The following is a 25,510-nucleotide window of genomic DNA, read 5'->3' as shown; positions in this document are numbered from 1 at the left end:
CCTCCTCAAACGAGCCCTCTGCCGCGAACTCTTCCCCCTCCTCTGCCGACCTTGACAAATAGAAGCTTCGAGATCCGCCGTGGCCAGTCGGGTGGGTCTCGATACGCCGCCCTCCGGCCGGCTACTCGACCGGCATGTGCCGCCGCCCCTCGTGCTGGTGGTGGAGCCGGCCCCGCCGCCCTTCATGCTGATCGAGTAGCCCGCGCAGCGGGCGTATCGAGATCCACGGCACCAGCACTCCCGGTGCACGTCCGCTAACGCCGCCGTGTTAGCGTCGATACTCGTGACCGAGAGCCCGACGACCCGCGACCGCATCCTCAGCGCGACGGCGGCGCTGCTCGCGGAGGGCGGCCGCGACGCCGTCTCCACCCGGGCGATCAGCTCGGCGGCCGGCGTCCAGGCGCCCACCATCTACCGAACCTTCGGCGACCTCCGCGGGCTGCTCGACTCCGTCGCCGCCGCGGGCTTCGCCTCCGCCCAGGCCGAGTTCGACGCCGTCGACGCACCGGCCGACGCCGTCGACGCCCTCCGCGCCGCCTGGGACCACCACATCGCCTTCGGCCTCGCCGAGCCGCACCTCTACGCCCTGATGTTCACCGGGCGACCGGGGGAGGAGTCGGAGGCGGCCCGCCTCGCCCGCGGCGTGCTCGCCGCCCACGTCCGCGCCGTCGCCGAGGCCGGCCGCCTGACCGTCGAGGTCGAGCACGCTGCCCGCCTCCTGCAGTCCGCCGCCCTCGGCTGCACTCTCACTCTCGCGTCCGCGCCGGACGACGAGCTCTCCGCCCGCTCCCGCGAGGCCGTCCTGGCCGCGATCACCACGACGGAGGCGGGCCCGACCGACCCCGCGGCGCGCGCCTTCGCCGCCCACGCGGTCGCGCTGCGCACCGCGCTGCCCGGCGTCGACGGCCTCACCGCGGCCGAGTCCGCCCTCCTCGACGAGTGGCTCCTGCGCCTCACCCGCTGACGAGCGCGCTGACTCGCCCGAGAAGGCGCGTTCTCCGCACCGGGAACGAGCCTTCTCGGGCGACTCGGCGAGGGAGGCGCCGTGCGCCGGGAAACACCACGCGCCGGGAAACACCTGCGCCGGGAAGCAGAGAACGGCGCCGCAGCTGGCGAGAGCGTGCGGCGCCGTTCGGCGGAGGATGGGGGATTCGAACCCCCGAGGGCTTGCACCCAACACGCTTTCCAAGCGTGCGCCATAGGCCACTAGGCGAATCCTCCTGGCGCGACCGTGGCCGCGACTCATCGATACTAGCCGGTGCCGGCGCCCTCCGCTGACCACGGCAGTGCGACGGCCGTGCCCGCACCCCGCCGACGTCGGTTAGACTGTCTCCCGGCTCCCCGCGTGGCGCCATCCAGGCCAACTCCCCCAGGGCGGAAACGCAGCAAGGGTAACCGGGCTCTGGCGGGTGCGCGGGGGGTCTTTCCTTTTAACGGATCGCGCACCCGGCCCACCTCTCCTCCCCAGCCCGCCGCTCCTGCACGCTCTCCCATCCGGGGCACGCGCCCAGCCTCCGGAGGGCGCCCGTCGCTAGGCTTGCGCCGATGGTTCAGAGCATCTACATCTCGTCCGCCGAAGGTCATTCGGGCAAGTCCACGGTCGCCCTCGGCGTCCTCGACCTGCTCAGCAGTCAGGTGCAGCGGGTCGGCGTCTTCCGCCCGATCGCCCGCTCCACCTCCGAGCGCGACTACGTGCTCGAGATGCTGCTCGGGCACTCCGACTCGGGTCTCGCCTACGACGACTGCATCGGCGTCACCTACGAGGACGTGCACGCCGACGGCGAGGCAGCCCTCTCCCGCATCGTCGAGCGCTACAAGGCCGTCGAGTCGCAGTGCGACACCGTCGTGATCCTCGGCTCCGACTACACCGACGTCGGCAGCCCGACGGAGCTCGGCTACAACGCCCGCATCGCGGCGAACCTCGGCGCGCCCGTCCTCCTCGTCCTCACCGGTCGCGACCCGTCGCGGAGCGAGCAGCTCGGCCAGGCCCCCGCCCGCACGCCCGACGAGATGCGGCAGATCACCGAGCTCGCCGCGGTCGAGCTGCGCACCGCGCACGCGAGCCTCATCGGCGTCGTCGCCAACCGCGCCGACCCGGGCACCTCGGAGCAGGCCGTCGCCGCGATCCGCGAGGCGCTGCCCTCCGGCGCCCCGGTCTGGGCGATCCACGAGGACCCGTCCCTCGTCGCCCCGAGTGTCTCGCGCATCATCGACGCCGTCGACGGCGTCTTCGTCGCGGGCGACCCGGAGCTGCTCGGCCGCGAGGCGCTGGGCGTCGTCGTCGCCGGCATGTCGATGGTCAACGTGCTGCCGCGCCTGATGGAGGGCGGTGTCGTCATCGTCCCCGGCGACCGCCCCGAGGTCGTGCTCGCCGTGATCATGGCGCACGCCTCCGGCAACTTCCCGACGGTCTCCGCGATCATCCTCAATGGCGGCTTCGAGCTGCAGGAGCCGATCGTCCGCCTGATCGAGGGCGTCGACAACCGCCTGCCGATCGTGATGACCGAGCTCGGCACCTACGACACCGCCGTGCGCGTCACCGCCGCACGCGGTCGCCTCGCCGCCGACTCGCCGCGCAAGCGCGACACCTCCCTCGCCCTGTTCGCCGAGGCGATCGACCCCGTCGAGCTGCTCACCCTCCTCGACGTCGGCCGCTCCGAGGTCGTCACCCCGCTGATGTTCGAGTACGGCCTGATCGAGCGCGCCCGCATAGCCGACCGGCACATCGTGCTGCCCGAGGGCGGCGACGACCGCATCCTCCGCGCCGCCGCGACCGTGCTCAAGCGCGGCATCGCCCGCCTCACGATCCTCGGCGAGGAGGTCGAGGTGCGCTCCCGCGCCGCGAGCCTCGGCCTGGACATCGACGGCGCCCGCGTCCTCAGCGTCCTCGACCCGGAGCACCGCAACCGCTTCGCCGAGGAGTACGCCCGCATCCGCGCGCACAAGGGCATCACCTTCGACCACGCCTACGACACCGTCACCGACGTCTCCTACTTCGGCACGATGATGGTCCAGCTCGGCCTCGCCGACGGCATGGTCTCGGGAGCCGCGCACACCACCGCGCACACCATCCGCCCCGGCTTCGAGATCATCAAGACCAGCCCCGGCGTCTCCGTCGTCTCGAGCGTGTTCCTGATGGCGCTCGCCGACCGCGTCCTCGTCTACGGCGACTGCGCCGTGAACCCCGACCCGACCGAGGCGCAGCTGGCCGACATCGCGATCTCCTCCGCCGAGACGGCGCAGCAGTTCGGCATCGACCCGCGGATCGCGATGCTCTCCTACTCCACCGGTGAGAGCGGAGCGGGCGCCGACGTCGAGAAGGTCCGGGCCGCGACCGCGCTGGTCCGCGAGCGCCGCCCCGACCTGCTCGTCGAGGGCCCGATCCAGTACGACGCCGCAGCGGACGCGGCCGTCGCCGCCTCGAAGATGCCCGGCTCGCAGGTCGCCGGCCGCGCGACGGTGTTCATCTTCCCCGACCTCAACACGGGCAACAACACCTACAAGGCCGTGCAGCGCTCGGCCGGCGCCGTCGCGATCGGGCCGGTCCTGCAGGGCCTGCGGAAGCCGGTCAACGACCTCTCCCGCGGCGCCCTCGTGCAGGACATCGTCAACACCGTCGCGATCACCGCGATCCAGGCGGCGACCCAGGCCATCGTCCCGCCGACCTCCGCCATCCCCGTCGTGCGCTGAGGGCCACCCGCCCGAGCGCCCCGTCCGACCCCGAACCCCCAGGAGTCCCACCGTGTCCGTCGTCCTCGTCGTCAACAGCGGCTCGTCGTCCTTCAAGTACCAGCTCATCGAGATGACGACGGAGGAGACGCTCGCCAGCGGCCTCGTCGAGCGGATCGGCGAGGAGACCGGCCGCACCAAGCACAGCCACGACGGCGACACGGTCGAGTTCGAGACGCCGATCCCGGACCACACGGCCGGCTTCGACGCGATGATCCGCGCCTTCGCCGAGCACGGCCCGAGCCTCGACGAGTTCCCGCCGATCGCCGTCGGCCACCGCGTCGTGCACGGCGGCAAGCGGTTCTACGAGCCGACCGTCGTCACCGACCTCGTCAAGATCAACATCGAGGACCTCAGCGACCTCGCTCCGCTGCACAACCCCGCCAACCTCGAGGGCATCGAGGCCGCGCAGAAGGCCTTCCCGAGCGTCCCGCACGTCGCCGTCTTCGACACCGCGTTCCACCACACCATCCCCGTGGCGGCCTCCACCTACGCGATCCCGGCCGAGCTCGCCGACAAGCACCGCATCCGCCGCTACGGCTTCCACGGCACCTCGCACAAGTTCGTCTCCGAGGCCGCCGCCGCGTTCCTCGGGCGCCGCCGCTCCGACCTCAAGACGATCGTCCTGCACCTCGGCAACGGCGCCTCCGCCTGCGCGATCGACGGCGGCGCCTCCGTCGAGACCTCGATGGGCATGACGCCGCTCGAGGGTCTCGTGATGGGCACCCGCTCCGGCGACCTCGACCCGGCCGTCGTCTTCCACCTCGCCCGCAAGGCCGGCCTCTCCACCGACGAGCTCGACACCGTGCTCAACCGCCGCAGCGGACTCCTCGGCCTCTCCGGCCGCGGCGACATGCGCGACGTGCAGGACGCGGCCGAAGCCGGCGACGAGACCGCCCTCGCCGCCCTCGAGGTCTACTACCACCGGCTCCGCCACTACGTCGGCGCCTACTACGCCCAGCTCGGCCGCGTCGACGCGATCGTCTTCACCGCCGGAGTCGGCGAGAACGTCCCCGCCGTCCGCGCCGGCGCCCTCCGCGGCCTCGAGGGCCTCGGCATCGAGCTCGACCCCGAGCGCAACACCGCCCGCGACCGCGGCCCCCGCCGCATCTCCACCGACGACTCCCGCGTCGCCGTCCTCGTCATCCCCACCAACGAGGAGCTGGAGATCGCTCGGCAGTGCTTGTCGGTCGTGTAGCGGCGGAGCCGCTGCACGACTCGCGGTCGGCTTGCACGGGTGGGAGCGTTCTGTGGAGCGGGTCGCGTCGGGCTGCCCTGAATCGCTGGCACGCGATTCCGGGTCGGGCCCTCTGCCTCGTCCGTGCAAGCACGGTACGGCCGACGCCCTCGGTGGTCGCGTGAGCAGCGGTGGGGCCGCGCTGCGCGCGAGCTGCTTCCGGCGACGTCGCTCGTAGACGTGCGAGCGGTGGAGGGGCCGCGCTGACGCGCGAGCTGCTGCCTTCCACGTAGCCGATGAACGTGCAAGCAGTGGGAGGGCCGCGCACGCGCGCGGGCTGCTGCCATCCGCGGTCGCCGTCCTGTGCATGCTGGTCGAGTAGCCGCGGTACGCGGCGTATCGAGACCCACCCTGCCCGAGCTTGCGGACCGAGACCCGCCCGCGTCAGCCGGCGAGGCGGGCGTCGCCCGCGTAGACGTTGAAGCCCGCGCCGCGGCTGAAGCCGATGAGGGTGAGACCCGCGTCGCGGGCGAGGTCGACGGCGAGCGAGGACGGGGCGCCGACGGCCGCGAGGAGGGGGATGCCCGCCATCACGGCCTTCTGGACGAGCTCGAACGAGGCGCGGCCCGACACCTGCAGCAGCGTGCCGCGCAGCGGCAGCCGGCCCTCGCGCAGGCCCCAGCCGACGACCTTGTCGACCGCGTTGTGCCGCCCCACGTCCTCCCGCAGCGCCAGCAGCGAGCCGTCCGAGTCGAAGAGGCCGGCCGCGTGCAGGCCGCCGGTGCGCTCGAACACCGCCTGCGCCTCCCGCAGCCGGTCCGGCAGCGACACGAGCAGCTCGGTCGACACCCGCAGCGGATCCTCCGCCACGCTCCACGCCGACTCCGTCGCGACGGCCTCGAGCGACGCCAGCCCGCACACCCCGCACGAGCTCGACGTGTACACCGAGCGCTCGCGGTCGAGCAGGATCTCCGCGCGGCCCCCGCGCACCGTCGCGTCGATCACGTTGTAGGTGTTCTCGCTCGGCCCCGAGCCGCTCGCGCAGTAGCGCATCGCCGCGAGCTGCTCCGTCGAGGTGAGCACCCCCTCCGACACCAGGAAGCCGGCGACCAGGTCGAAGTCCTCCCCGGGCGTGCGCATGGTGACGCTGAAGCGCCGCCCGCCCACGCGGATCTCGAGCGGCTCCTCGACGGCCAGCACGTCCTCGCGGCGGCGGGTCGGCTCCCCGGCGCGGACGGCGATCAGGCGGGTCCGGGCGACGGCACGGCTCATGGGGTCCTCCTCGACGCGGCTGGCGCACCGCCCCGCGACCTGAGAGCCCGGACGGCCGGCGCTCATCCTCCCACCCGCTCCCCGACGTAGCATGCAGGAATGGTCGATGACGCCGAAGCCCGCGAGAACCCGATCGACGAGAGCGCCGTCACGGTCGGCGCCCCGAAGAGGCGGGCCGTCGGCATCCCCGGCGTCGCGCACGCGCTGCAGATCTCGCTCAAGCAGATGGGCCCGCTGCGCAGCGCCGAGACCCTCCTCCGCGTCAACCAGAAGACCGGCTTCGACTGCCCCGGCTGCGCCTGGCCCGAGGCCGACAAGCGGCACGTCGCCGAGTTCTGCGAGAACGGCGCGAAGGCGGTCGCCGAGGAGGCGACGCTGCGCACCGTCACGGCCGACTTCTTCGCCGCGCACTCGCTGATCGAGCTCGAGGGCTGGGACGACTACCAGCTCGGCCAGCAGGGCCGCCTCACCGAGCCGATGCTCCTGGACGAGGGCGCGACGCACTACCGCCCGGTCGGCTGGGACGAGGCGCTCGACGTCGTCGCGGACGAGCTGCGCGCCTGCGCCGACCCCGACCAGGCGATCTTCTACACCTCCGGCCGCACCTCCAACGAGGCCGCGTTCGTCTACCAGCTCCTGGTGCGCGGCTTCGGCACCAACAACCTGCCCGACTGCTCCAACATGTGCCACGAGTCCAGCGGCTCGGCCCTGACCGAGACGATCGGCATCGGCAAGGGCACGGTCAGCCTCCGCGACGTCGAGCGGGCACCGCTGCTGATCGTCGCCGGCCAGAACCCGGGCACCAACCACCCGCGGATGCTCACCGCGCTCGAGCGGGCGAAGCGCGCGGGCAGCACGATCGTCGCCATCAACCCGCTGCCCGAGGCGGGCCTGCTGCGCTTCGAGAACCCGCAGACCGTGCGCGGGATGATCGGCGGCGGCACGGCCCTCGCCGACCACTTCCTCCAGGTGCGGCTGGGCGGCGACCAGGCGCTCTTCCAGGGCTTCGGCAAGGCGCTCCTCGACGCGGAGGAGGCGAGGGGCGGCGTCTTCGACCGTGCCTTCATCGCCGAGAGCACCGACGGGCTCGAGGGCTACCTCGACGAGATCCGCGGCACCGAGTGGTCCGAGATCGGGCGGGCGAGCGGGATCGACGAGGCCCGGATCCGCGCGATCGCCGAGCTGATCGCCGCGAGCGAGGGCACCATCGTCTGCTGGGCGATGGGGCTCACCCAGCACGCGCACTCCGTCGCGACGCTCAAGGACGTCGTCAACGTCCTGCTGCTGACCGGCAGCATCGGCAAGCCCGGCGCGGGCGTGTGCCCGGTCCGCGGCCACTCGAACGTGCAGGGCGACCGCACGATGGGCATCTTCGAGCGGATGCCGGACTCCTTCCACGACGCCCTCGACCGAGAGTTCTCCTTCGCCTCGCCGCGCGAGCACGGCACCGACACGGTCGCCGCGATCCGCGCCATGCGCGACGGCAAGGCGCGCGTCTTCATGGGCCTCGGCGGCAACTTCGCCCGCGCGACGCCCGACACCGGCGTCACCGAGGCCGCGATGCGCTCGCTCGCGCTCACGGTGCACGTCTCGACCAAGCTCAACCGCTCGCACGTCGTCACCGGCCGCCGCGCGCTGATCCTGCCGACCCTCGGCCGCACCGACTCCGACAAGCGCGCCACGGGGGAGCAGCGGGTCACCGTCGAGGACTCGATGAGCGCCGTGCACGCCTCGCGCGGGCGGCTCGCGCCGCCGAGTCCGGTCCTGCAGTCCGAGGTCGCCATCCTCACCGGCATCGCGGAGCGCCTGCTCGCCGACCGCCCGAACACGCCGGTCGTCGACTGGGCGGCGCTGCGGGAGGACTACCGCCTGATCCGCCGGCACATCGCCGCCGTCGTCCCCGGCTTCGAGGACTTCGAGCGCCGCGTGAACGAGCCGGGCGGCTTCGTCCTGCCGAACCCGCCGCGCGACGAGCGGCGCTTCGCCACCGCGACCGGCCTCGCCCGCTTCACCGCGAACCCGCTGCAGTACCCGAAGGTCCCGGAGGGGCGCCTGCTGCTGCAGACGCTGCGCTCGCACGACCAGTTCAACACCACGATCTACGGCAAGGACGACCGCTACCGCGGCATCCACGGCGGCCGTCGCGTCGTCTTCGTGCACGCCGACGACATCGCCGAGCAGGGCCTCGCCGACGGCGCGATGGTCGACCTGGTCTCGGAGTGGGAGGACGGCCTCGAGCGCCGGGCCCCGTCCTTCCGCGTCGTCGCGTACGACACCCCGCGCGGCTGCATCGCGGCCTACTACCCCGAGACGAACGTGCTCGTCCCGCTCGACTCCACCGCGGCCGTCAGCGGCACCCCCACCTCGAAGTCCGTCGTCGTCCGCCTGGAGCCGGCCGCCTGATCCGCCCGGTCGATCTCGATACGCCCGCTGCGCGGGCTACTCGATCAGCATGAAGCCGGGCCACTCGCTACGGCCGCTGCGGAACATGCTGGTCGAGTAGCCGCGGAGCGGCGTATCGAGACCCGCCCCGTCAGCAGTCCGGTCGCGCTCACCACGGCAGCCGCAGCAGCCGCACCCTCTCGCCGGCCGCGGCACCGCCCGCCGGAACGACGGCGACAGCCTCCGCCACCGTGAGCCCCGAGAGCATGTGCGAGCGGATCCCGTGCACCGCCCGCCAGACGCCGTCCGCCTCGACGACCGGCACGAGCACGGTCGACCCGGCGCGGCCGAGCGGCTCGCCCAGCACGCCCTGACGCAGTACCGGCGCGGCGGCCCTGCTCGCCGCGTCCAGCGCCGGCGGCAGGAACGACAGCGCCGCGAGGAACGCGGCGAGCGGATTCCCGGGCAGCGCGAGCACGACCGCCCCGCCGGGCAGCGACGCGATCACCGTCGGATGCCCCGGCCGCATCGCGACCCCGTCGACCAGGACGGTCGCCCCCGCGATCCTCAGCGCCCGGCGCACCGCGTCCACCCGCGACCGCCCGGTCCCGCCCGTCGTGATCTGCAGCGGAGCCGTGCTCGCGAGCAGCGCGCGGGCGATCGCCTCGTCGTCGTCGCCGAGCCGCCGCACCGATCCCACCGCACCCCCGCCGCGCGCGACGAGCGGCGGCAGCAGCGGCGTGAACGCGTCGCGGACGCGGCCGGCCCCGGGCATCCCCGCGGTGTCGACCTCGTCACCGGTGAAGAGCAGATCGACCGTCGCCGGCCGCCGCACGACGAGCTCGTCGAAGCCCGCGATCGCGAGCAGCGCCAGGTGCGCCGGCCGCAGCCGCACGCCGGAGTCGACGAGCGCGGTTCCGGCCGGGGCCTCGTCGCCCGCGCTGCGGATGTGCCGTCCGAGCGGCACCGGGTGCTCCGAGGAGAGCACGTCCCCGGTCACCCGGCCGCGCTCGCTCGGGAGGACGCCCTCGCACCACTCCGGCACGACCCCGCCGGTGACGATCGGCTCGGCGCTGCCCGGTCCGAGGCGCCAGGGCGACGCCCCGCGGACGGCCCAGCCGTCCATCGCCGAGGAGTCGTAGTGGGGGAGCGGTCGCGGAGCGAGCACGGCGCTCGCCGTGACAGAGCCCTCCGCCTCGAGCAGCGCGACCGTCGCGAGCGGCCCGGGAGCGGTCGCCGCGGCGATCCGCGCGCGAGCGCCGTCCCAGTCGATGTCGCTCATCCGTCCATTCTGGTCGCGCCCAGGGCGGGACGGCGACGGCGCCGGATCCGAGGACCCGGCGCCGTCGACGGGCTCAGCCGAGGTACCCGTTCGGGTTGAGCACGAACTTCTTCGCGGCGCCCTTGTCGAAGTCGGCGTAGCCCTGCGGCGCCTCGTCCAGCGTGATGGCCGTGGCCTGCACCGCCTTCGCGATCTGCACCTTGTCGTGCAGGATCGCCATCATCAGCGAGCGGTTGTACTTCATCACCGGGCACTGGCCGGTCGTGAAGGACAGCGACTTCGCCCAGCCCAGCCCGAGGCGGATCGAGAGCGAGCCCTCCTGCGCGGCCTCGTCCACTCCGCCCGGGTCACCGGTGACGTAGAGCCCCGGGATGCCGAGCGCGCCGCCCGCCGCGGTGATCGACATCAGCGAGTTCAGCACGGTGGCCGGCGCCTCGGTGCCCGAGTCGGCCCCGTTGCCGTGCGCTTCGAAGCCCACGGCGTCCACGCCGCAGTCGACCTCCGGCACGCCGAGGATCTGCTCGATCTGCCCGGCCGGGTCGCCCTTCGAGACGTCCACGGTCTCGCAGCCGAACGAGCGCGCCTGCGCGAGCCGCTCCTCGTTGAGGTCCGCGACGATCACGACGGCCGCGCCGAGCAGCTGCGCGCCGACGGCAGCGGCCAGTCCGACCGGGCCCGCTCCGGCGACGTAGACCGTCGAGCCGACGCCGACGCCCGCGGTGACCGCGCCGTGGAAGCCGGTCGGGAAGATGTCCGAGAGCATCGTGAGGTCGAGGATCTTCTCCAGCGCCTGGTCGCGGTCGGGGAAGACGAGCAGGTTCCAGTCGGCGTAGGGGACCATCACGTACTCGGCCTGCCCGCCGACCCAGCCGCCCATGTCGACGTAGCCGTAGGCGCTGCCCGGGCGGTCCGGGTTCACGTTCAGGCAGATGCCGGTCTTGCGCTCCTTGCAGTTGCGACAGCGGCCGCAGGCGATGTTGAACGGCACCGAGACGATGTCGCCGACCTTGACGAACTCGACGTCCGGCCCGACCTCGACGACCTCGCCGGTGATCTCGTGCCCGAGGACGAGATCGGCGGGAGCGGTGGTGCGCCCGCGGACCATGTGCTGGTCCGAGCCGCAGATGTTGGTCGAGACGGTGCGGAGGATCGCGCCGTGCGGCAGCTTCCTGCCGATGTTCGCCGGGTTCACGCCCGGCCCGTCCTTCAGCTCGAAGGTCGGGTAGTCGATGTCGATGACCTCGACGACGCCGGGGCTCTTGTAGGCGACTGCTCTGTTGCCTGACATGCGGTTCTCCTTCACGGGATGCGACCGCGGTGCGTGAGCGCCCGCGGGAGCCGCGCCGCGATCGTCCGGAGGAGGGCCGCGGCGTCGAGGCTCGAGCGAAACGTACGCCCGAAGCCTGGTGCCGGATCGAGGGGGAGGGAGTAGCGTCTCAGGATTCGTGCGTTCGCATGCGAACGGCCTCCAGAGACGTCCGCACCGCCGCGTCGAGCGCCGCCCGGTCGCCGCCCTGCAGGCCCGCGGCGTAGCCGGCGAGGAACGTCGTCAGCGGAGCGGCCGGCCGCACCACGCCGTGCGCCGCGTCGCCGGCCAGGGAGAGCAGGGCGTCGCGCTCGACCGGAACGTCGGCGAGCCCGAGGGCGGCGCTCAGCTCGTCCCACCAGGCGGCGAGCAGTGCGGCGGTGTCCTCGCGGGCGTCCGGGGCTGAGGAAGGGGTCGCGTTCGTGTCGTGGGTCACGCGTTCAGTCTGCGCCCGGTTCGGATTCTGCGCCCCGCGCGCTCTCCGCGCCCGGCACGGCGATGCCGTGGCGGCGGGCGTCGGCGCGGTCGTCGACGTCCGCGGTCGATCCGGCCGGCACCTCGACGAGCCGCACGGCCAGCCCCGCCAGGAGTGCGCGGACGGAGGCGCCGTCGACCGCGGGGAGCCGGGTCACGGCGGCGGTCAGTGCGGCTCGGCGGTGCAGGCCCAGCAGGAGCTGTGCGCGGCCGTCCCCGTCGACGGCGAGCAGGGCGTCGGTCGCGGGATCGGCGGAGGCGGCGTCCGCCAGCAGCCGGTCGAGCGCGGGGGCCGGATCGACCAGGTCGGCCGCGAGCACGGCGATCCAGCCGGCAGCGTCGTCCCGCGCGAGCAGGGGCAGCGCCGCCGCGAGACCGGCGACCGGTCCGCCGAACGCGGGCCGCTCCTGGACGAGGAGCGCCGCTCCGACTCCGCCGCGGAGCTCCGGCGGTCCCGCGACCACGACGCGCCGGGCGCCGGCGACAGCGGCCAGGGCGTGCTCGAGCAGCGTCGAGCCGCCGTGCTCGAGCAGCGGCTTGGCCGCGCCGCCGAGGCGCTCGCCGCGTCCGCCGGCGAGGACGACGGCGTCGAACGGGGGAGTGCGGGGGCGGCCGGTCACGGCCTCGAGGCTACGGGAGGCGGCGGCTCCGGCGACCCGCGTCCGGTGTCGGAGGTCGCGGCTACTCTTGTCGGGTGGTAGCAGCCCTGTATCGCCGGTACCGGCCGGAGACGTTCGCCGAGATGATCGGCCAGTCCCAGGTGACCGATCCGCTCATGACGGCGCTGCGCACCAACCGCGTCAATCACGCCTACCTCTTCAGCGGCCCGCGCGGCTGCGGCAAGACGACGTCGGCGCGCATCCTCGCCCGCTGCCTCAACTGCGCCCAGGGCCCGACGGACACCCCGTGCGGCGTCTGCGACAGCTGTGTCGAGCTCAGCCGCGACGGTCAGGGCTCGCTCGACGTGGTCGAGATCGACGCCGCGAGCCACAACGGCGTCGACGACGCGCGCGACCTGCGCGAGCGGGCGATCTTCGCCCCGGCCCGCGACCGCTTCAAGATCTTCATCCTCGACGAGGCGCACATGGTGACGCCGCAGGGCTTCAACGCACTGCTCAAGATCGTCGAGGAGCCGCCGGAGCACGTGAAGTTCATCTTCGCGACGACCGAGCCCGACAAGGTCATCGGCACGATCCGCTCGCGCACGCACCACTACCCGTTCCGGCTCGTCCCGCCGGCGCAGATGCTCGACTACACGCAGGAGCTCTGCGAGCGCGAGAAGGTGAGCGTCGCCGCGGGCGTGCTCCCGCTGGTCGTCCGGGCCGGCGGCGGCTCGGTCCGCGACACCCTCTCGCTCCTCGACCAGCTGATGGCCGGCTCCGAGGACGAGACGGTCGAGTACGAGCGCGCGGTCGCGCTGCTCGGCTACACCCACGGCGCGCTGCTCGACGAGGTCGTCGACGCGCTCGCCGAGCACGACTCCGCCGAGGCGTTCGGCGCCGTCGACCGGGTCATCCAGACCGGCCAGGACCCGCGCCGCTTCGTCGAGGACCTGCTCGAGAAGCTCCGCGACCTCATCGTCGTCGCCGCCACAGGCGGCGCGGCCTCCGCAGTCCTGCGCGGCGTCTCCCAGGACGAGCTCGACAGGATGGCCGGCCAGTCGCGCGCCCTCGGGCTCGGCGAGCTCTCCCGCATCGCCGACATCGTCAACGATGCGCTCACCGAGATGACGGGCGCGACCTCGCCGCGGCTGCACCTCGAGCTGATGATCGCGCGCACGCTGGTGCACGGCGCCGGCGCGGCGGCCGCCCCGGCGTCCGTCGTGGTACCGGCGCCGTCGCAGGCCGCCCCGGCGTCGACGCGGCCTTCCGCCGACTCGCGTGCTCCGGAGCCGCGCGCGCCCGAGTCCCGTGCCGCCGCCTCCCGCGCACCCGGGACCCGCGCGCCCGAGTCGCGCATGCCGGAGCCGCACCTCCCGTCGCACGCCGCGACGCCGGAGTCGGTGCCGGACTCGATCGCGGCGGCCCCGCGCGTCGAGGCCCCGGTCGTCTCCGCGGCGTCGGTCGAGGCCGGCTCCGGCACGGCCGCGGCGCCCGGCGCCGTCCCGAGCGCCGCCGCCGACTCGACTCCCGCTGATTCGACTCCCGCCGACTCGACTCCGGCCGGCACCGCGGCTCCGCGCCCGGCCGCGCCCGCCGCAGCGCCCCACCCCTCCGCGGCCGACGAGCCCGGCGGTGTCACCCTGCAGCGGATGAAGGACAGCTGGCCCGAGATCCTCGAGGTCGTGCAGAAGGCCCGGATGACGGCCTGGCTCGTCGCCTACACCGCGCAGGTGCGGGCGCTGAAGGACGACGTCCTCACGCTCTCCTTCCCGAGCCAGAACGACGTCGACTCGTTCAAGATGGCCGGCAGCGCCGGTCAGCCCGGCGTCAGCGAGCACCTGCGCCAGGCGATCCAGCAGGTCCTCGGCCTCCGGGTGAAGTACATCGCCCGCGTCGAGCCCCGCGCGACCGCGCCCGAGGCCGAGCGCGCCGCCGTCGAGGCGACCCCGCCGCCCGCCGCCGAGCAGTCCGCCGCGCAGCAGCCCGCGGCGGCGACCGCCCCCAGCGACCCCGACGAGTGGGCGACGGTCGCCATCCCGGCCGACCCGGCCCCCGCCGAGGTCGCCGCCGAGCCCGCGATCGAGACGGTCGTCGCTCCCGAGCCGTCCGACGTGCCGGTCCTCGCCCCATCGCCGCGCTCAGCCCCGGTCGTCCCGGCGGAGGAGCCCCCGGTCCGCCCGGCAGCCGCGTCGGCCGGCCCCTCGGACGACGAGCCGCCGTTCGACGAGGAGCCGCCCGAGGAGGACATGCCGCCGGTCGAGCCGCCGATGCCCGACTCCTGGGCGACCGTCGCGCCCCCCGGCGAGCCGTCCGCACCACCGGCGCCCGTCGCTCCCGCGCCCGTCCGTGCCCGCGAGCGGCCGGAGCCGGCGCCCCGCCCGGTGACCCGCACCACCCGCTCGGCCACGGCCGACGGCCGCCAGCGCTACGGCGAGGCCGTGGTGCGCGAGATCCTCGGCGCCCAGTTCATCGAGGAGCAGCCGCACGTCCCCCGCGGTCCGCGGGTGACCGGCGCATGACCGTCGCCCCGCTCCTCAATCCCGCACTCCTCACCACTGAATCCGCATCCCGAGAGGAGGCGACCGCATGTACGAAGGAATCGTCCAGGAGCTGATCGACGAGCTCGGCCGGCTCCCCGGCATCGGCCCGAAGTCGGCCCAGCGCATCGCGTTCCACATCCTGCAGACCGAGACGTTCGACGTCACTCGTCTCGCCGAGATCCTGCTGGAGCTGCGCAACCGCGTGCACTTCTGCGACATCTGCGGCAACGTCGCGGAGGAGGCGACCTGCGGCATCTGCCGCGACCCGCGCCGCAGCCGCGCCGTCATCTGCGTGGTCGAGGAGGCGAAGGACGTCCCCGCCATCGAGCGCACCCGCGAGTTCCGCGGCCTCTACCACGTGCTCGGAGGCGCGATCAGCCCGATCGACGGCATCGGCCCCGACCAGCTCCGGATCCGCCAGCTGCTGCAGCGCCTGGCCGACGGCGAGGTCCAAGAGGTCATCATCGCGACCGACCCCAACCTCGAGGGCGAGGCGACCGCGACCTACCTCTCCCGCATGCTCAGCACCCTCGGCATCCGGATCACCCGCCTCGCCTCCGGCCTCCCCGTCGGCGGCGACCTCGAGTACGCCGACGAGATCACCCTCGGCCGCGCCTTCGAGGGCCGCCGCCTCGTCGAGAACTGACGCGGACCCGCCGGTCGGGCCCGCCGCCGCAACATGACCCCTCGCGCATGCGCCCGCCGGTAGACTCCTGCGTCGGGTCGCCACGGCCCGAACCACTGACCCGGGAGTAGCGCGTGAGCCTGATCGTCCAGAAGTTCGGCGGGTCCTCCGTCGCCGACGCGGAGAGCATCAAGCGGGTCGCGAAGCGCATCGTCGCGACGAAGCAGGCGGGCAACGACGTGGTCGTCGCCGTCTCCGCGATGGGCGACACGACCGACGACCTGCTCGAGCTGGCCCACCAGGTCACGCCGATCCCCGCGCCCCGCGAGCTCGACATGCTGCTCTCCTCCGGCGAGCGGATCTCGATGGCGCTGCTCGCCATGGCGATCAAGAGCATGGGCTACGACGCCCGCTCCTTCACCGGCAGCCAGGCCGGCATGATCACCGACGCCCAGCACGGCGCCGCCCGCATCGTCGACATCACCCCGGTCCGCCTGCGCGCCGCGCTGGACGAGAACGCGGTCGTCATCGTCGCCGGCTTCCAGGGCTTCAACCGCGACACCAAGGACATCACCACCCTCGGCCGCGGCGGCTCGGACACCACCGCGGTCGCGCTCGCCGCCGGCCTCGGCGCCGACACCTGCGAGATCTACACCGACGTCGACGGCGTCTTCACCGCCGACCCGCGGGTGGTCAAGAAGGCCCGCAAGCTCGACCGCATCTCCAGCGAGGAGATGCTCGAGCTCGCCGCCGCCGGCGCGAAGGTCCTGCACATCCGCGCCGTCGAGTTCGCCCGCCGCCACGGCGTCACCCTGCACGTGCGCTCCTCGTTCAGCCCCAACGAGGGCACCATCGTCTACAACGCCGTGCCCGGCGAGGACGCCCCCGGAAGCACCGAGAAGAATGGACAGCCCGTGGAAGAGCCGATCATCGCCGGCGTCGCCGCCGACCTCAACGAGGCCAAGATCACCGTCGTCGGCGTGCCCGACATCCCGGGCAAGGCCGCGCAGATCTTCACGATCGTCGCGAAGACCGGGTCGAACATCGACATGATCGTGCAGAACGTCTCCGCCGCCGCGACCGGCCGCACCGACATCTCCTTCACGCTGCCCAAGGCCGACGGCCAGACCGTCCTCACGGCGCTGAACGCCGAGAAGGACGAGGTCGGCTTCGAGTCGCTGCAGTACGACGACCAGATCGCCAAGCTCGCGCTCGTCGGCGCCGGCATGCGCACCAACGCGGGCGTCTCGGCCAAGCTCTTCCGCTCGCTCTACGAGGCGGGGATCAACATCGAGATGATCTCCACGAGCGAGATCCGCATCTCGGTCGTGACCCGCGCCGACACGGTGAACGACGCCCTCCGCGTCGTGCACACCGCCTTCGGCCTCGACGCCGAGGACGAGGCCGTCGTCTACGCCGGCACCGGGCGCTGACCGCCGAACGCCCTCGCGATCCCGCCGATCGCACCCTCCGGCCCCATCGACTCCGCCGTCGTTCGGTACCGTCTCCGGGGAGCCCGCCCCGGCCCTCCCGCCAGCACCCCTTCGTGCCGCTCCTCCCGCGAGCGGCCCACGGACGAAAGAGCCCAGCATGAGCAGCACCCCCCTCCACGTCGGAGTCGTCGGCGCCACCGGCCAGGTCGGCACCGTCATGCGCCGCCTCCTCGAGGAGCGCGACTTCCCGATCGCGTCGATCCGCTTCTTCGCGACCGCCCGCTCGGCCGGCACGACCCTGCCGTTCCGCGGCGAGGACATCGTCGTCGAGGACACCGAGACCGCCGACCCCTCGGGGCTCGACATCGCGCTGTTCTCGGCCGGAGCGACGGGGTCGCGTGCGCAGGCACCGCGCTTCGCCGCCGCGGGCGCCGTCGTCATCGACAACTCCAGCGCCTGGCGGATGGACCCCGAGGTCCCGCTGGTCGTCAGCGAGGTCAACCCGCACGCGATCGAGCAGGCCGTGAAGGGCATCATCGCGAACCCGAACTGCACCACGATGGCCGCGATGCCGATCCTCAAGGTCCTCGACCAGGAGGCCGGGCTCACCCGCCTCATCGTCAGCACCTACCAGGCCGTCTCCGGCAGCGGGCTCGCCGGAGCGAACGAGCTGGCCGGCCAGGTCCGCGCCGCCGTCGCCGACGAGCACCTGCTCGACCTCGTGCACGACGGCTCCGCGGTCGCGTTCCCGGCGCCGGACAAGTACGTCGCGCCGATCGCCTTCGACGTCATCCCGTTCGCAGGCAGCCTCGTCGAGGACGGCCTGAACGAGACCGACGAGGAGAAGAAGCTCCGCAACGAGAGCCGCAAGATCCTCGAGCTCCCCGGCCTGCTGGTCTCGGGCACCTGCGTGCGCGTGCCGGTCTTCACCGGCCACTCGCTCTCGGTGAACGTCGAGTTCTCCGCGCCGCTCAGCCCCGAGCGCGCCCGCGAGCTGCTCGCCGACGCCCCCGGTGTCGCGCTGCGCGAGGTGCCGACCCCGCTCGAGGCCGCCGGCAGCGACCCGAGCTACGTCGGCCGCATCCGCGCCGACGAGGGCGCCCCGGAGGGCCGCGGCCTCGCCCTCTTCATCAGCAACGACAACCTCCGCAAGGGCGCGGCGCTCAACGCCGTCCAGATCGCCGAGCTGATCGCGGCGAAGCAGCCCGTCGCCTGACCCGGCGCGGATCTCGATACGCCCTCTGCGAGGGCTGCTCGATCAGCATGGAGCGCCGCCTGCGCGCCGCGGCGCCTGCCTGCTGGTCGAGTAGCCGCGGAGCGGCGTATCGAGACCCCCCCCGCCCGAGCAGCGGCCGCCGCCGCCGCCCGCCGACGGGAAAAGCCGTCAATTTGATGGGGGAGCGGCCCCCCGGCCCGCCTCCCGCCCGGCGCCCGACGGTAAACTCGACTCTCGTGAACTCCTCGGAACCGGTCGACGTCGCCCTCATCGGTGGGGGCATCATGAGTGCCACCCTCGGTGCACTCCTCACCAAGCTCCAGCCCGACTGGACCATCGCCGCCTACGAGCGCCTCGGCGACGTGGCGCAGGAGTCGTCGAACCCCTGGAACAACGCGGGCACGGGCCACGCCGCCCTCTGCGAGCTGAACTACATGCCCGAGGCGGCCGACGGCTCCGTCGACCCCGCCAAGGCGATCCAGATCAACGAGCAGTTCCAGATCTCGCGCCAGTTCTGGTCGAGCCTGGTCGAGGCCGGTGACATCCGCGAGCCCTCGAGCTTCATCAACTCCGCTCCGCACATGACCTTCGTGCACGGCGAGGCCAACGTCGAGTACCTCCGCAAGCGCTACGAGGCGCTGAAGGACCAGCCGCTCTTCGCCGGCATGGAGTTCACCGAGAGCACGAAGACCATCCACGAGTGGGCGCCGCTGCTGATGGAGCAGCGCCCCGCCGGCGGTGGACCCTACGCCGCGACGCGCATCCCGGCCGGTACCGACGTCGACTTCGGCGCGCTCACCCACCAGCTCTTCGACCACGTCGTCGCGCACGGCGGCACGCTCGACACCGGCCACGAGGTCACCGGCATCACCCGGCAGAAGGACGGCACCTGGCGCCTGGACCTCAAGCAGAAGGTCGGCGGCACGCCCAAGAAGGTCGTCGCCCGCTTCGTCTTCGTCGGCGCCGGCGGCGGGGCCCTGCACCTGCTGCAGAAGTCCGGCATCCCCGAGATCAAGGGCTTCGGCGGCTTCCCCATCTCGGGGCAGTTCCTCCGGACCGACAACCCGGCGATCGTCGCCCGGCACCAGGCGAAGGTCTACGGCAAGGCCGCCGTCGGCGCCCCGCCGATGTCGGTCCCGCACCTCGACACCCGCGTCGTCGACGGCCAGGCCTCGCTGCTGTTCGGCCCGTACGCCGGCTTCACCCCCAAGTTCCTCAAGCGCGGTTCCTGGCTCGACCTGCCGCTGTCGATCCGCCCGCACAACATCGGCCCGATGCTCGCCGTCGCCCGCGACAACCTCGACCTGATGAAGTACCTGCTCGGCGAGGTGCTGGCCGGTCGCGACAAGAAGATGAAGGCGCTGCGCGAGTTCCTGCCCACCGCCCGCTCCGAGGACTGGTACCTGATCACCGCCGGCCAGCGCGTCCAGGTGATGAAGAAGGACGAGAAGAAGGGCGGCGTGCTGCAGTTCGGCACCGAGGTCATCACCGGGGCGGACGGCACGATCGCCGGTCTGCTGGGCGCCTCGCCCGGCGCCTCGACGGCGGTGCCGATCATGCTGGACATCGTCAAGCGCTGCTTCCCCGACCGGATGAAGGCCTGGGAGCCGCGGATCCGCTCGCTCGTCCCCAGCTACGGCTCGACGCTCAACGACGCCCCGGAGACGGCCGAGCGCACCGTCGCCGCCACCTCGGAGGCGCTCGCGCTCCGCGCCTCCGTCTGAGCACCGAGGGCGCGAAGCCGCATGTTGATCGAGTAGCCCGCGCAGCGGGCGTATCGAGATCCACCTTCGTCAGAAGAAGGTTCTGCAGACCCGACCTGCTGAGGACGGAGGATCTCGATACGCCGCTTCGCGGCTACTCGACCAGCATGAACCCACCGAGACGTTCGAACACATGTTCTAATGGACGCATGAGGTGGAGCGGACAGGCGATCGGCGCGGCGGACGAGGCCGCGCTCCCGGGCCTGGTCAAGCTGACCGAGCTGGTCCGCACCGTCCGCACCCCCGAGTTCGACGGCATCACCTTCTACGAGGTGCTCGCCAAGTCGGCGCTGAACCGGGTGCACTCCTCGTCGAAGATGCCGTTCGGCTGGACGATCAACCCGATGCGCGGCTGCACCCACGCCTGCACCTACTGCTTCGCCCGGCCCACCCACGAGTACCTCGAGTTCGACGGCGGGCGCGACTTCGACTCGCAGATCGTCGTCAAGGTGAACGTCGCCGAGGTGCTCACCCGGGAGCTCGCCCGGCCGAGCTGGGAGCGCCACCCCGTCGCACTCGGCACCAACACCGACCCGTACCAGCGGGCGGAGGGCCGCTACCGGCTGATGCCCGGCATCATCGCCGCGCTGGCCGCCTCCGGCACCCCCATCTCGATCCTGACCAAGGGCTCGCTGCTCCGGCGCGACCTGCCGCTGCTGCGCGAGGCCGCCGAGCACGTGCCCGTCGACCTCGGCGTCTCGATCGCGGTCTTCGACGAGGATCTGCAGCGCTCGATCGAGCCCGGCGCTCCGTCCGCCGCGGCCCGGCTGGCGACCGTCACGGCCGCCCGCGAGGCGGGCTTCGAGTGCTCGGTCTTCCTGATGCCGATCCTGCCGTTCCTCACCGACACCCGCGCCCACCTCGACGCCTCGCTCCGTGCGTGCCGGGAGGCCGGGGCGAGCACGATCATGTACTCGACCCTCTACCTCAAGCCCGGGGTCAAGGAGTGGTTCCTGCAGTGGCTCGCGCAGGAGCACCCCGAGCTGCTCGACCGCTACCGCTCCCTGTATCCCGGGCGTACCGCCTACGCGCCTGCGGAGTACCGCCGCTGGCTGTCCGCCCGGATCCGCCCGCTGATGCGCGACCACCGGCTGGAGGAGGGGGAGGCCGACCCGGCGACCGGATCGATGCGCTCCTCCGCGCTCGGACCGACCGCGCGCGGCGCCTCGGCGCTGCCCTCGCTCGGTGTGCTGCGGACCCTCGGCGGCGAGCACGGCCGCCCGCAGGACGGCGACGAGCCGGCCCGGCACGCCGGCCTCCGCGGCGGCGGACTGATCCTCCGCGAACTGGGCGAGGACGGCGCCTCTCTGCTGCCCGGGGTGGGCCAGCCGACGCTGTTCTGAGAGGGCCGCGGAGGCGATCCGGCCCGCGGCTAGGATCGTCGCATGCTCCCTCGCCCCGGTGAGCCGACGTCCGGCTCCTCCGCCCGGGCCGCAGAGTCCCGGTCCGTCGAGACCCGGTCCGCTGAGTCCCGGTCCGCCGAGACCTCCTCCGCCGACGGCGGCGCGCGACCGGTCCGGCTCGGCATCCTCGACGACCACGAGCTGCTCCTGGACAGCATGAGCAGCTGGATCGCCGCCAACGCCCCGGACTTCGAGCTCGTCGTGAGCGCCGGCACCTGGATGGAGCTGGTCACCAGCACGGTGTTCCCGACGCAGGTCGTCCTGATGGACTTCGAGCTGAGCGAGCCGATCTCGATCGAGGCGCGGATCCGCACCTGCCGTGCCGCGGGCGCGACCGTGATCGTCCTCGCCGAGCGCGAGGACGACGAGATCCGCGAGCGCTCGCTGCGGGCCGGCGCCGCCCGGCACCTCACGAAGGCGCAGTCGATGCAGGACGTCATGGAGGCGGCGCGCTCGGCGATGGCGATGCGCTCCACCGCGGGGTCCGCCGCGCAGTGGCGCCCGCTGCCGATCGGGGTGGCCGCGCAGCAGCGTCCGCGCCTGAGCGCGGGGGAACTGGAGGCGCTGCGCCACTACGTCGCCGGCGCCAGCACTCCCGAGGTCGCCGCGAGGATGAACGTCCAGTTCGAGACGGCGAAGACCTATCTGCGCCGCGTCCGGCAGAAGTACGCCAAGATCGGCCGCCCGGCCAGCCGGCGCGCCGACCTGATCCGGCGGGCGGCGGAGGACGGCCTCCTCGAGTGACCGGCACGACCGCCGACGGCACGACGACGACCACCTCGACCACCACGACGACCACGACCACGACCACGAGGACCGCGCCGGGCGCGGCCCGCGGGCACCGCCCGCCCACGAGCAGAGACAGGACCTGATGGCGAAGCTCTACTTCCGCTACGGCGCGATGAACAGCGGCAAGAGCACCTCGCTCCTGCAGGCCGCGCACAACTACGAGGAGCGCGGGCACCGGGTGCTGCTCGCGAAACCGGCCGTCGACACCAAGGGCGACGAGCTCATCGTGTCCCGCCTCGGCGTGACCCGTCCGGTGGACATCCTGTTCGAGCCCGACGGCGATCCGGTCGCCGTCTTCTCCGCCGCGCGCGCCCGCGTGCTCGCCGAGACGAGCCGCGACGTCAGCGCACTGCTCGTCGACGAGGCGCAGTTCCTGCCGGAGTCGCACGTCGACGATCTGCTCCGGATCGCGATCCTGGAGAACGTCCCCGTCCTCGCCTACGGCATCCGGACCGACTTCCGGACCGCCGCGTTCCCCGGAAGCAGGCGGCTCCTCGAGATCGCGCACAGCCTCGAGGAGCTGAAGACGATCTGCCGCTGCGGGCGGAAGGCGATCTTCAACGGTCGGGTGGTCGACGGCCGATTCGTCTTCGACGGCGACCAGGTCGCCATCGACGGGGCCGAGGTCACCTACGAGTCGCTCTGCGGCTCGTGCTATCTGCAGGAGAGCCGCGGACGCCTGCGCGGCTAGCAGTGTCGAGCAGTGCTCATCGGGCGTGACCCGAATGAAACAGGGAAGTGGGTAGCCTTGCGGGCGTGACATCACCGGAAACGCACGCAGGCCTTCCGACGCAGCACGCGAGACCGGGGGGTTCGATGGCTTCGCAGGAGACTCCGCCGAAGCGCCGCCCGTCCTGGGAGCAGGACTACCGCCGGCGCCTCCTCGCCACCGACGTCGTCGCGATCCTCGTCTCGGTCTTCGGCACGCAGCTGTTCTGGTTCGATCTCGACCTGAACTCCGACGTGGGCTTCAACAATCCCGTCGACATCGCCGTCAGCTACACCTGGGTGTCCGTCGTGCTCTCGATCGGCTGGCTCCTCGCCCTGCAGGTCTTCGACACCCGCGACCGCCGCATCGTCGGCACCGGCTACGTCGAGTACCGGCGGATCGTCGACGCCTCCATCTGGCTGTTCGGCATCGTCGCGATCATCGCCTACCTCCTGCAGATCCTGCTGGCGCGCGGCTACATCATCACGGCGTTCCCCGCCGGGATCCTGCTGATCTGCGTCGGCCGTCTGGTCTGGCGCTCCTGGCTGACCCGTCAGCGCAAGGTCGGCCGCTTCTCCAGCCAGGTCGTCCTGCTCGGCTCCCGCGCGAGCGTGCTGCACACCGCACGCGAGCTCCGGCGCGGCACCGAGGCCGGCTACAAGCTGGTCGGCGCGGTCTCCACCTCCGTCGGCGGCGCCGAGGCGCTCACGAGCGAGGCCGAGCTGGCGGGCCTCTCGCTGCACGGCTTCTCCGGGATCGACGGCGTGCGCGCCGTGATGGACGCGACCGGTGCCGACACCGTCGTCGTCACGAGCTCCGACGAGCTGGCCCCGCAGCGCATCCGCGAGCTCAGCTGGACGCTCGAGCCCGGCCGCGAGCACCTCGTCGTGGCGCCGAGCCTCACCGACATCGGCGGCCCGCGCATCCACACCCGGCCGGTCGCCGGCCTGCCGCTGATCCACGTCGAGACCCCGCGCTTCGACGGCCGCCAGCGCTTCGCGAAGCGGCTCTTCGACATCGCCGCGTCGACGATGCTGATCATCCTCAGCGCTCCCGTGCTGATCGTCGTCGCGGTGCTGGTGAAGACGACCAGCCCGGGCCCGATCCTGTTCCGCCAGGAGCGCATCGGGCTGAACGGCTCGACCTTCGAGATGCTCAAGTTCCGCTCGATGGTGGTCGACGCCGAGGCGCGCCTCGCCGAGCTCGCCGCCCAGCAGCGCGACGAGGGCAACAGCATCCTCTTCAAGATGGCCAAGGACCCCCGGGTCACCAAGGTCGGCACCGTCCTCCGCCGCTTCAGCCTCGACGAGCTGCCGCAGTTCCTCAACGTCTTCCGCGGCGACATGTCGCTGATCGGCCCCCGCCCGCCGCTGGCGCGCGAGGTGGAGCAGTACGAGGAGCACGTGCACCGCCGCTTCCTGATGAAGCCCGGCATCACCGGCCTCTGGCAGGTGAGCGGCCGCTCCAACCTGTCGTGGGAGGACACCGTCCGCCTCGACCTCTACTACGTGGAGAACTGGTCGATGACCGGCGACATCGTCATCCTCTTCAAGACCGCGCGCGCGGTCCTGGCGAGGGACGGGGCGTATTGAGCTCCTCCGTGCAGACGGGCGCCGACCAGCCCGGTGACCAGCGATCCGGATCGCGCAGCATGTCGCTGGCGATCCTCGAGGTCCCGTTCCGCGTCGAGTTCGGGCCCGGACTGTCCGACGAGGACGTCGCGCGGATCCGGAGCAGCTGGCGCTCCTGCGCCGCCGCCGACAGCGCCGACGCGCGCGTGGTCTCCGCCGAGGTGCCGCTCCCCGGCTCGGTCCCGCCGGGCGGCGTCCGGGTCGTCTCGCACTCGGTCGCGCAGCTCGAGGAGTCGCTCACGTCGACGCTCACGCTCGAGGCCATCGGTGAGCGCCGCGGCGACCTCCTGATGCTGCACGCCTGCGGCGTCGCCGCCGACGACGGCCGCGTGCTCGCGTTCGTGGCCGCCTCCGGCACCGGCAAGACGACCGCCTCGCGGGTGCTGGGGGCGCGCTTCGGCTACGTGACCGACGAGACGGTCGCCGTCACTCCCGACGGCACAGTGCTGCCCTATCCGAAGCCGCTGTCGGTGAAGCCCGCGACCGGGAGCGCGCCGAAGGCCCAGCTCTCGCCGGTCGACCTCGGTCTGCGCCCCGTTCCGCAGGCGCCGCTCGTGCTGGCCGGGATCGTCCTGCTCGAGCGCCGTGACGGCGTCGACGTGCCCCGCCTCGAGCAGGTCGAGCCGACCGTGGCGATCGACGCCCTGGTGCCCCAGACCTCCTACCTCGCCGCCCGGCCCAGGGCACTCTCGGCGCTGGTCCGCACGATCGCCTCGGTCGGTGGCGCGAATCGACTGGTCTACTCCGAGGCGGCGGACGTGCTCGATCTCGTCGACGGTCTGCTCGCCGCTCCGGCCGAGCCGGCTCCGGCGGTCTGGCACGACGTCGTCGCGCTTCCGCTGGAGGCGGAGGACGCGGCCGCCGGCGGCTCCCTGCGCCGCGCGGAGGTCGACGACGCGCTGGCGCTGCCCAGCGGCGAGCTGCTCGTCTTCCGCCAGAACACGGTGATCCGGCTCGCCGGGATCGGGCCGGTCCTCTGGCGCTCCGCGGCCGGTGGCGCCGATCTGCCCGACCTCGTCGCCGCGGTGCTGGCCGAGCTCGGCGGACCGCCGGAGGGGATCGACGCCTCGACCGCGGTGTCCGCCGCCGTCGACGAGCTGCTCGGGCTCGGCGTGATCGCGAGAGCGACTCCGCTCCAGCCCACCCCGGAAGGGGTGCACGTCTGACGGTCCCCGAA

20 protein-coding genes, 1 tRNA gene and 1 other RNA gene are annotated in these 25,510 nt (G+C 72.9%); 16 read left to right on the top strand and 6 right to left on the bottom strand.

Annotated elements, in window-relative coordinates:
• Positions 1-283: 283 nt before the first annotated feature.
• Positions 284-964 carry a TetR/AcrR family transcriptional regulator gene (locus MT353_RS17900; RefSeq protein ID WP_243625495.1) on the top strand — a complete coding sequence of 227 codons (681 nt, stop codon included), beginning with the start codon at positions 284-286 and terminating at the stop codon, positions 962-964.
• Between the two features lie 172 nt (positions 965-1,136).
• On the opposite strand, the gene MT353_RS17895 is transcribed toward MT353_RS17900, so the two are convergent.
• A tRNA-Ser gene (locus tag MT353_RS17895) sits at positions 1,137-1,221 on the bottom strand.
• Positions 1,222-1,332: 111 nt separating this feature from the next.
• Here MT353_RS17895 and ffs point away from each other — a divergent pair.
• The 3 genes from ffs to MT353_RS17880 all read left to right on the top strand — a co-directional run bounded on the left by ffs (position 1,333) and on the right by MT353_RS17880 (position 4,927).
• Positions 1,333-1,429: signal recognition particle sRNA small type (gene ffs, locus MT353_RS17890), an RNA gene on the top strand.
• A gap of 116 nt (positions 1,430-1,545) precedes the next feature.
• Positions 1,546-3,690 (top strand): phosphate acetyltransferase, encoded by a 2,145-nt coding sequence (gene pta, locus MT353_RS17885; protein ID WP_243598427.1) that lies wholly within the window; start codon positions 1,546-1,548, stop codon positions 3,688-3,690.
• Between the two features lie 52 nt (positions 3,691-3,742).
• Positions 3,743-4,927: an acetate/propionate family kinase gene (locus MT353_RS17880; RefSeq protein WP_243625494.1), complete on the top strand. Its 1,185-nt coding sequence runs from the start codon at positions 3,743-3,745 to the stop codon at positions 4,925-4,927.
• 423 nt (positions 4,928-5,350) lie between these two features.
• Here MT353_RS17880 and fdhD read toward each other — a convergent pair whose 3' ends face one another.
• The gene (gene fdhD / locus MT353_RS17875) at positions 5,351-6,178 is read right to left on the bottom strand and encodes a formate dehydrogenase accessory sulfurtransferase FdhD (RefSeq protein WP_243625493.1); all 828 of its coding nucleotides are present in this window, start codon (positions 6,176-6,178) and stop codon (positions 5,351-5,353) included.
• A gap of 99 nt (positions 6,179-6,277) precedes the next feature.
• Here fdhD and MT353_RS17870 point away from each other — a divergent pair, with 99 nt between their 5' ends.
• On the top strand, positions 6,278-8,581 hold the full coding sequence (locus MT353_RS17870) for an FdhF/YdeP family oxidoreductase (protein WP_243625492.1): 2,304 nt from the start codon (positions 6,278-6,280) through the stop codon (positions 8,579-8,581).
• Positions 8,582-8,729: 148 nt separating this feature from the next.
• Here MT353_RS17870 and MT353_RS17865 read toward each other — a convergent pair whose 3' ends face one another.
• The 4 genes from MT353_RS17865 to MT353_RS17850 all read right to left on the bottom strand — a co-directional run bounded on the left by MT353_RS17865 (position 8,730) and on the right by MT353_RS17850 (position 12,242).
• A complete protein-coding gene (locus tag MT353_RS17865) occupies positions 8,730-9,842 on the bottom strand; it encodes a molybdopterin molybdotransferase MoeA (RefSeq protein WP_243625491.1) in 1,113 nt (370 codons plus the stop codon).
• 73 nt (positions 9,843-9,915) lie between these two features.
• Positions 9,916-11,130 carry a formaldehyde dehydrogenase, glutathione-independent gene (gene fdhA / locus MT353_RS17860; RefSeq protein ID WP_123447705.1) on the bottom strand — a complete coding sequence of 405 codons (1,215 nt, stop codon included), beginning with the start codon at positions 11,128-11,130 and terminating at the stop codon, positions 9,916-9,918.
• A 148-nt stretch (positions 11,131-11,278) separates the two neighbouring features.
• Entirely contained in the window at positions 11,279-11,584 is a 306-nt protein-coding gene (locus MT353_RS17855; protein WP_308197537.1) for a DUF6457 domain-containing protein, read from the bottom strand.
• 4 nt (positions 11,585-11,588) lie between these two features.
• On the bottom strand, positions 11,589-12,242 hold the full coding sequence (locus MT353_RS17850; RefSeq protein ID WP_243625490.1) for a molybdenum cofactor guanylyltransferase: 654 nt from the start codon (positions 12,240-12,242) through the stop codon (positions 11,589-11,591).
• Positions 12,243-12,316: 74 nt separating this feature from the next.
• Here MT353_RS17850 and MT353_RS17845 point away from each other — a divergent pair, with 74 nt between their 5' ends.
• From MT353_RS17845 to MT353_RS17800, 11 genes are all read left to right on the top strand, one after another.
• Positions 12,317-14,743, top strand: a complete 2,427-nt coding sequence (locus MT353_RS17845; RefSeq protein ID WP_243625489.1) for a DNA polymerase III subunit gamma and tau — start codon at positions 12,317-12,319, stop codon at positions 14,741-14,743.
• Between the two features lie 67 nt (positions 14,744-14,810).
• Positions 14,811-15,410: a recombination mediator RecR gene (recR, locus tag MT353_RS17840; protein ID WP_123447702.1), complete on the top strand. Its 600-nt coding sequence runs from the start codon at positions 14,811-14,813 to the stop codon at positions 15,408-15,410.
• 113 nt (positions 15,411-15,523) lie between these two features.
• Complete coding sequence (locus tag MT353_RS17835; RefSeq protein ID WP_123447701.1) at positions 15,524-16,822, top strand: aspartate kinase; 1,299 nt, start codon at positions 15,524-15,526, stop codon at positions 16,820-16,822.
• A 157-nt stretch (positions 16,823-16,979) separates the two neighbouring features.
• Positions 16,980-18,038 carry an aspartate-semialdehyde dehydrogenase gene (locus MT353_RS17830; RefSeq protein ID WP_132437664.1) on the top strand — a complete coding sequence of 353 codons (1,059 nt, stop codon included), beginning with the start codon at positions 16,980-16,982 and terminating at the stop codon, positions 18,036-18,038.
• 236 nt (positions 18,039-18,274) lie between these two features.
• Positions 18,275-19,762, top strand: coding sequence for a malate:quinone oxidoreductase (locus tag MT353_RS17825; RefSeq protein WP_372487875.1), 1,488 nt, complete (start codon positions 18,275-18,277; stop codon positions 19,760-19,762).
• Positions 19,763-19,950: 188 nt separating this feature from the next.
• The gene (locus tag MT353_RS17820) at positions 19,951-21,144 is read left to right on the top strand and encodes an Rv2578c family radical SAM protein (protein ID WP_243598436.1); all 1,194 of its coding nucleotides are present in this window, start codon (positions 19,951-19,953) and stop codon (positions 21,142-21,144) included.
• A gap of 42 nt (positions 21,145-21,186) precedes the next feature.
• Entirely contained in the window at positions 21,187-21,948 is a 762-nt protein-coding gene (locus MT353_RS17815) for a response regulator transcription factor (RefSeq protein WP_243598437.1), read from the top strand.
• The gene (locus tag MT353_RS21725) at positions 21,945-22,076 is read left to right on the top strand and encodes a hypothetical protein (protein WP_279400858.1); all 132 of its coding nucleotides are present in this window, start codon (positions 21,945-21,947) and stop codon (positions 22,074-22,076) included. Before MT353_RS17815 ends, MT353_RS21725 begins: the two co-directional genes overlap by 4 nt.
• Entirely contained in the window at positions 22,076-22,684 is a 609-nt protein-coding gene (locus MT353_RS17810; RefSeq protein ID WP_243598438.1) for a thymidine kinase, read from the top strand. The genes MT353_RS21725 and MT353_RS17810 overlap by 1 nt, the downstream gene beginning before the upstream one ends.
• A gap of 125 nt (positions 22,685-22,809) precedes the next feature.
• On the top strand, positions 22,810-24,294 hold the full coding sequence (locus MT353_RS17805) for a sugar transferase (RefSeq protein ID WP_123737558.1): 1,485 nt from the start codon (positions 22,810-22,812) through the stop codon (positions 24,292-24,294).
• A 59-nt stretch (positions 24,295-24,353) separates the two neighbouring features.
• A complete protein-coding gene (locus MT353_RS17800) occupies positions 24,354-25,499 on the top strand; it encodes a hypothetical protein (protein WP_243625488.1) in 1,146 nt (381 codons plus the stop codon).
• The last annotated feature ends 11 nt before the right edge of the window (positions 25,500-25,510 follow it).

The organism is Rathayibacter sp. VKM Ac-2927 (genome assembly GCF_022815525.1).
In the GTDB taxonomy this organism is placed as follows: domain Bacteria; phylum Actinomycetota; class Actinomycetes; order Actinomycetales; family Microbacteriaceae; genus Rathayibacter; species Rathayibacter festucae.
Note: the sequence above shows the minus strand (reverse complement) of the source record. Positions and strands in the feature narration are given on the sequence as shown.

Excerpts from the sequence above, each read along its gene's own strand:
- pta (WP_243598427.1), top strand. The coding sequence starts at position 1,546 with ATGGTTCAGAGCATCTACATCTCGTCCGCCGAAGGTCATTCGGGCAAG.
- fdhD (WP_243625493.1), bottom strand. The coding sequence starts at position 6,178 with ATGAGCCGTGCCGTCGCCCGGACCCGCCTGATCGCCGTCCGCGCCGGG.
- MT353_RS17870 (WP_243625492.1), top strand. The coding sequence starts at position 6,278 with ATGGTCGATGACGCCGAAGCCCGCGAGAACCCGATCGACGAGAGCGCC.
- MT353_RS17865 (WP_243625491.1), bottom strand. The coding sequence starts at position 9,842 with ATGAGCGACATCGACTGGGACGGCGCTCGCGCGCGGATCGCCGCGGCG.
- fdhA (WP_123447705.1), bottom strand. The coding sequence starts at position 11,130 with ATGTCAGGCAACAGAGCAGTCGCCTACAAGAGCCCCGGCGTCGTCGAG.
- recR (WP_123447702.1), top strand. The coding sequence starts at position 14,811 with ATGTACGAAGGAATCGTCCAGGAGCTGATCGACGAGCTCGGCCGGCTC.
- MT353_RS17830 (WP_132437664.1), top strand. The coding sequence starts at position 16,980 with ATGAGCAGCACCCCCCTCCACGTCGGAGTCGTCGGCGCCACCGGCCAG.
- MT353_RS17820 (WP_243598436.1), top strand. The coding sequence starts at position 19,951 with ATGAGGTGGAGCGGACAGGCGATCGGCGCGGCGGACGAGGCCGCGCTC.
- MT353_RS17815 (WP_243598437.1), top strand. The coding sequence starts at position 21,187 with ATGCTCCCTCGCCCCGGTGAGCCGACGTCCGGCTCCTCCGCCCGGGCC.
- MT353_RS17810 (WP_243598438.1), top strand. The coding sequence starts at position 22,076 with ATGGCGAAGCTCTACTTCCGCTACGGCGCGATGAACAGCGGCAAGAGC.
- MT353_RS17805 (WP_123737558.1), top strand. The coding sequence starts at position 22,810 with ATGGCTTCGCAGGAGACTCCGCCGAAGCGCCGCCCGTCCTGGGAGCAG.
- MT353_RS17800 (WP_243625488.1), top strand. The coding sequence starts at position 24,354 with ATGTCGCTGGCGATCCTCGAGGTCCCGTTCCGCGTCGAGTTCGGGCCC.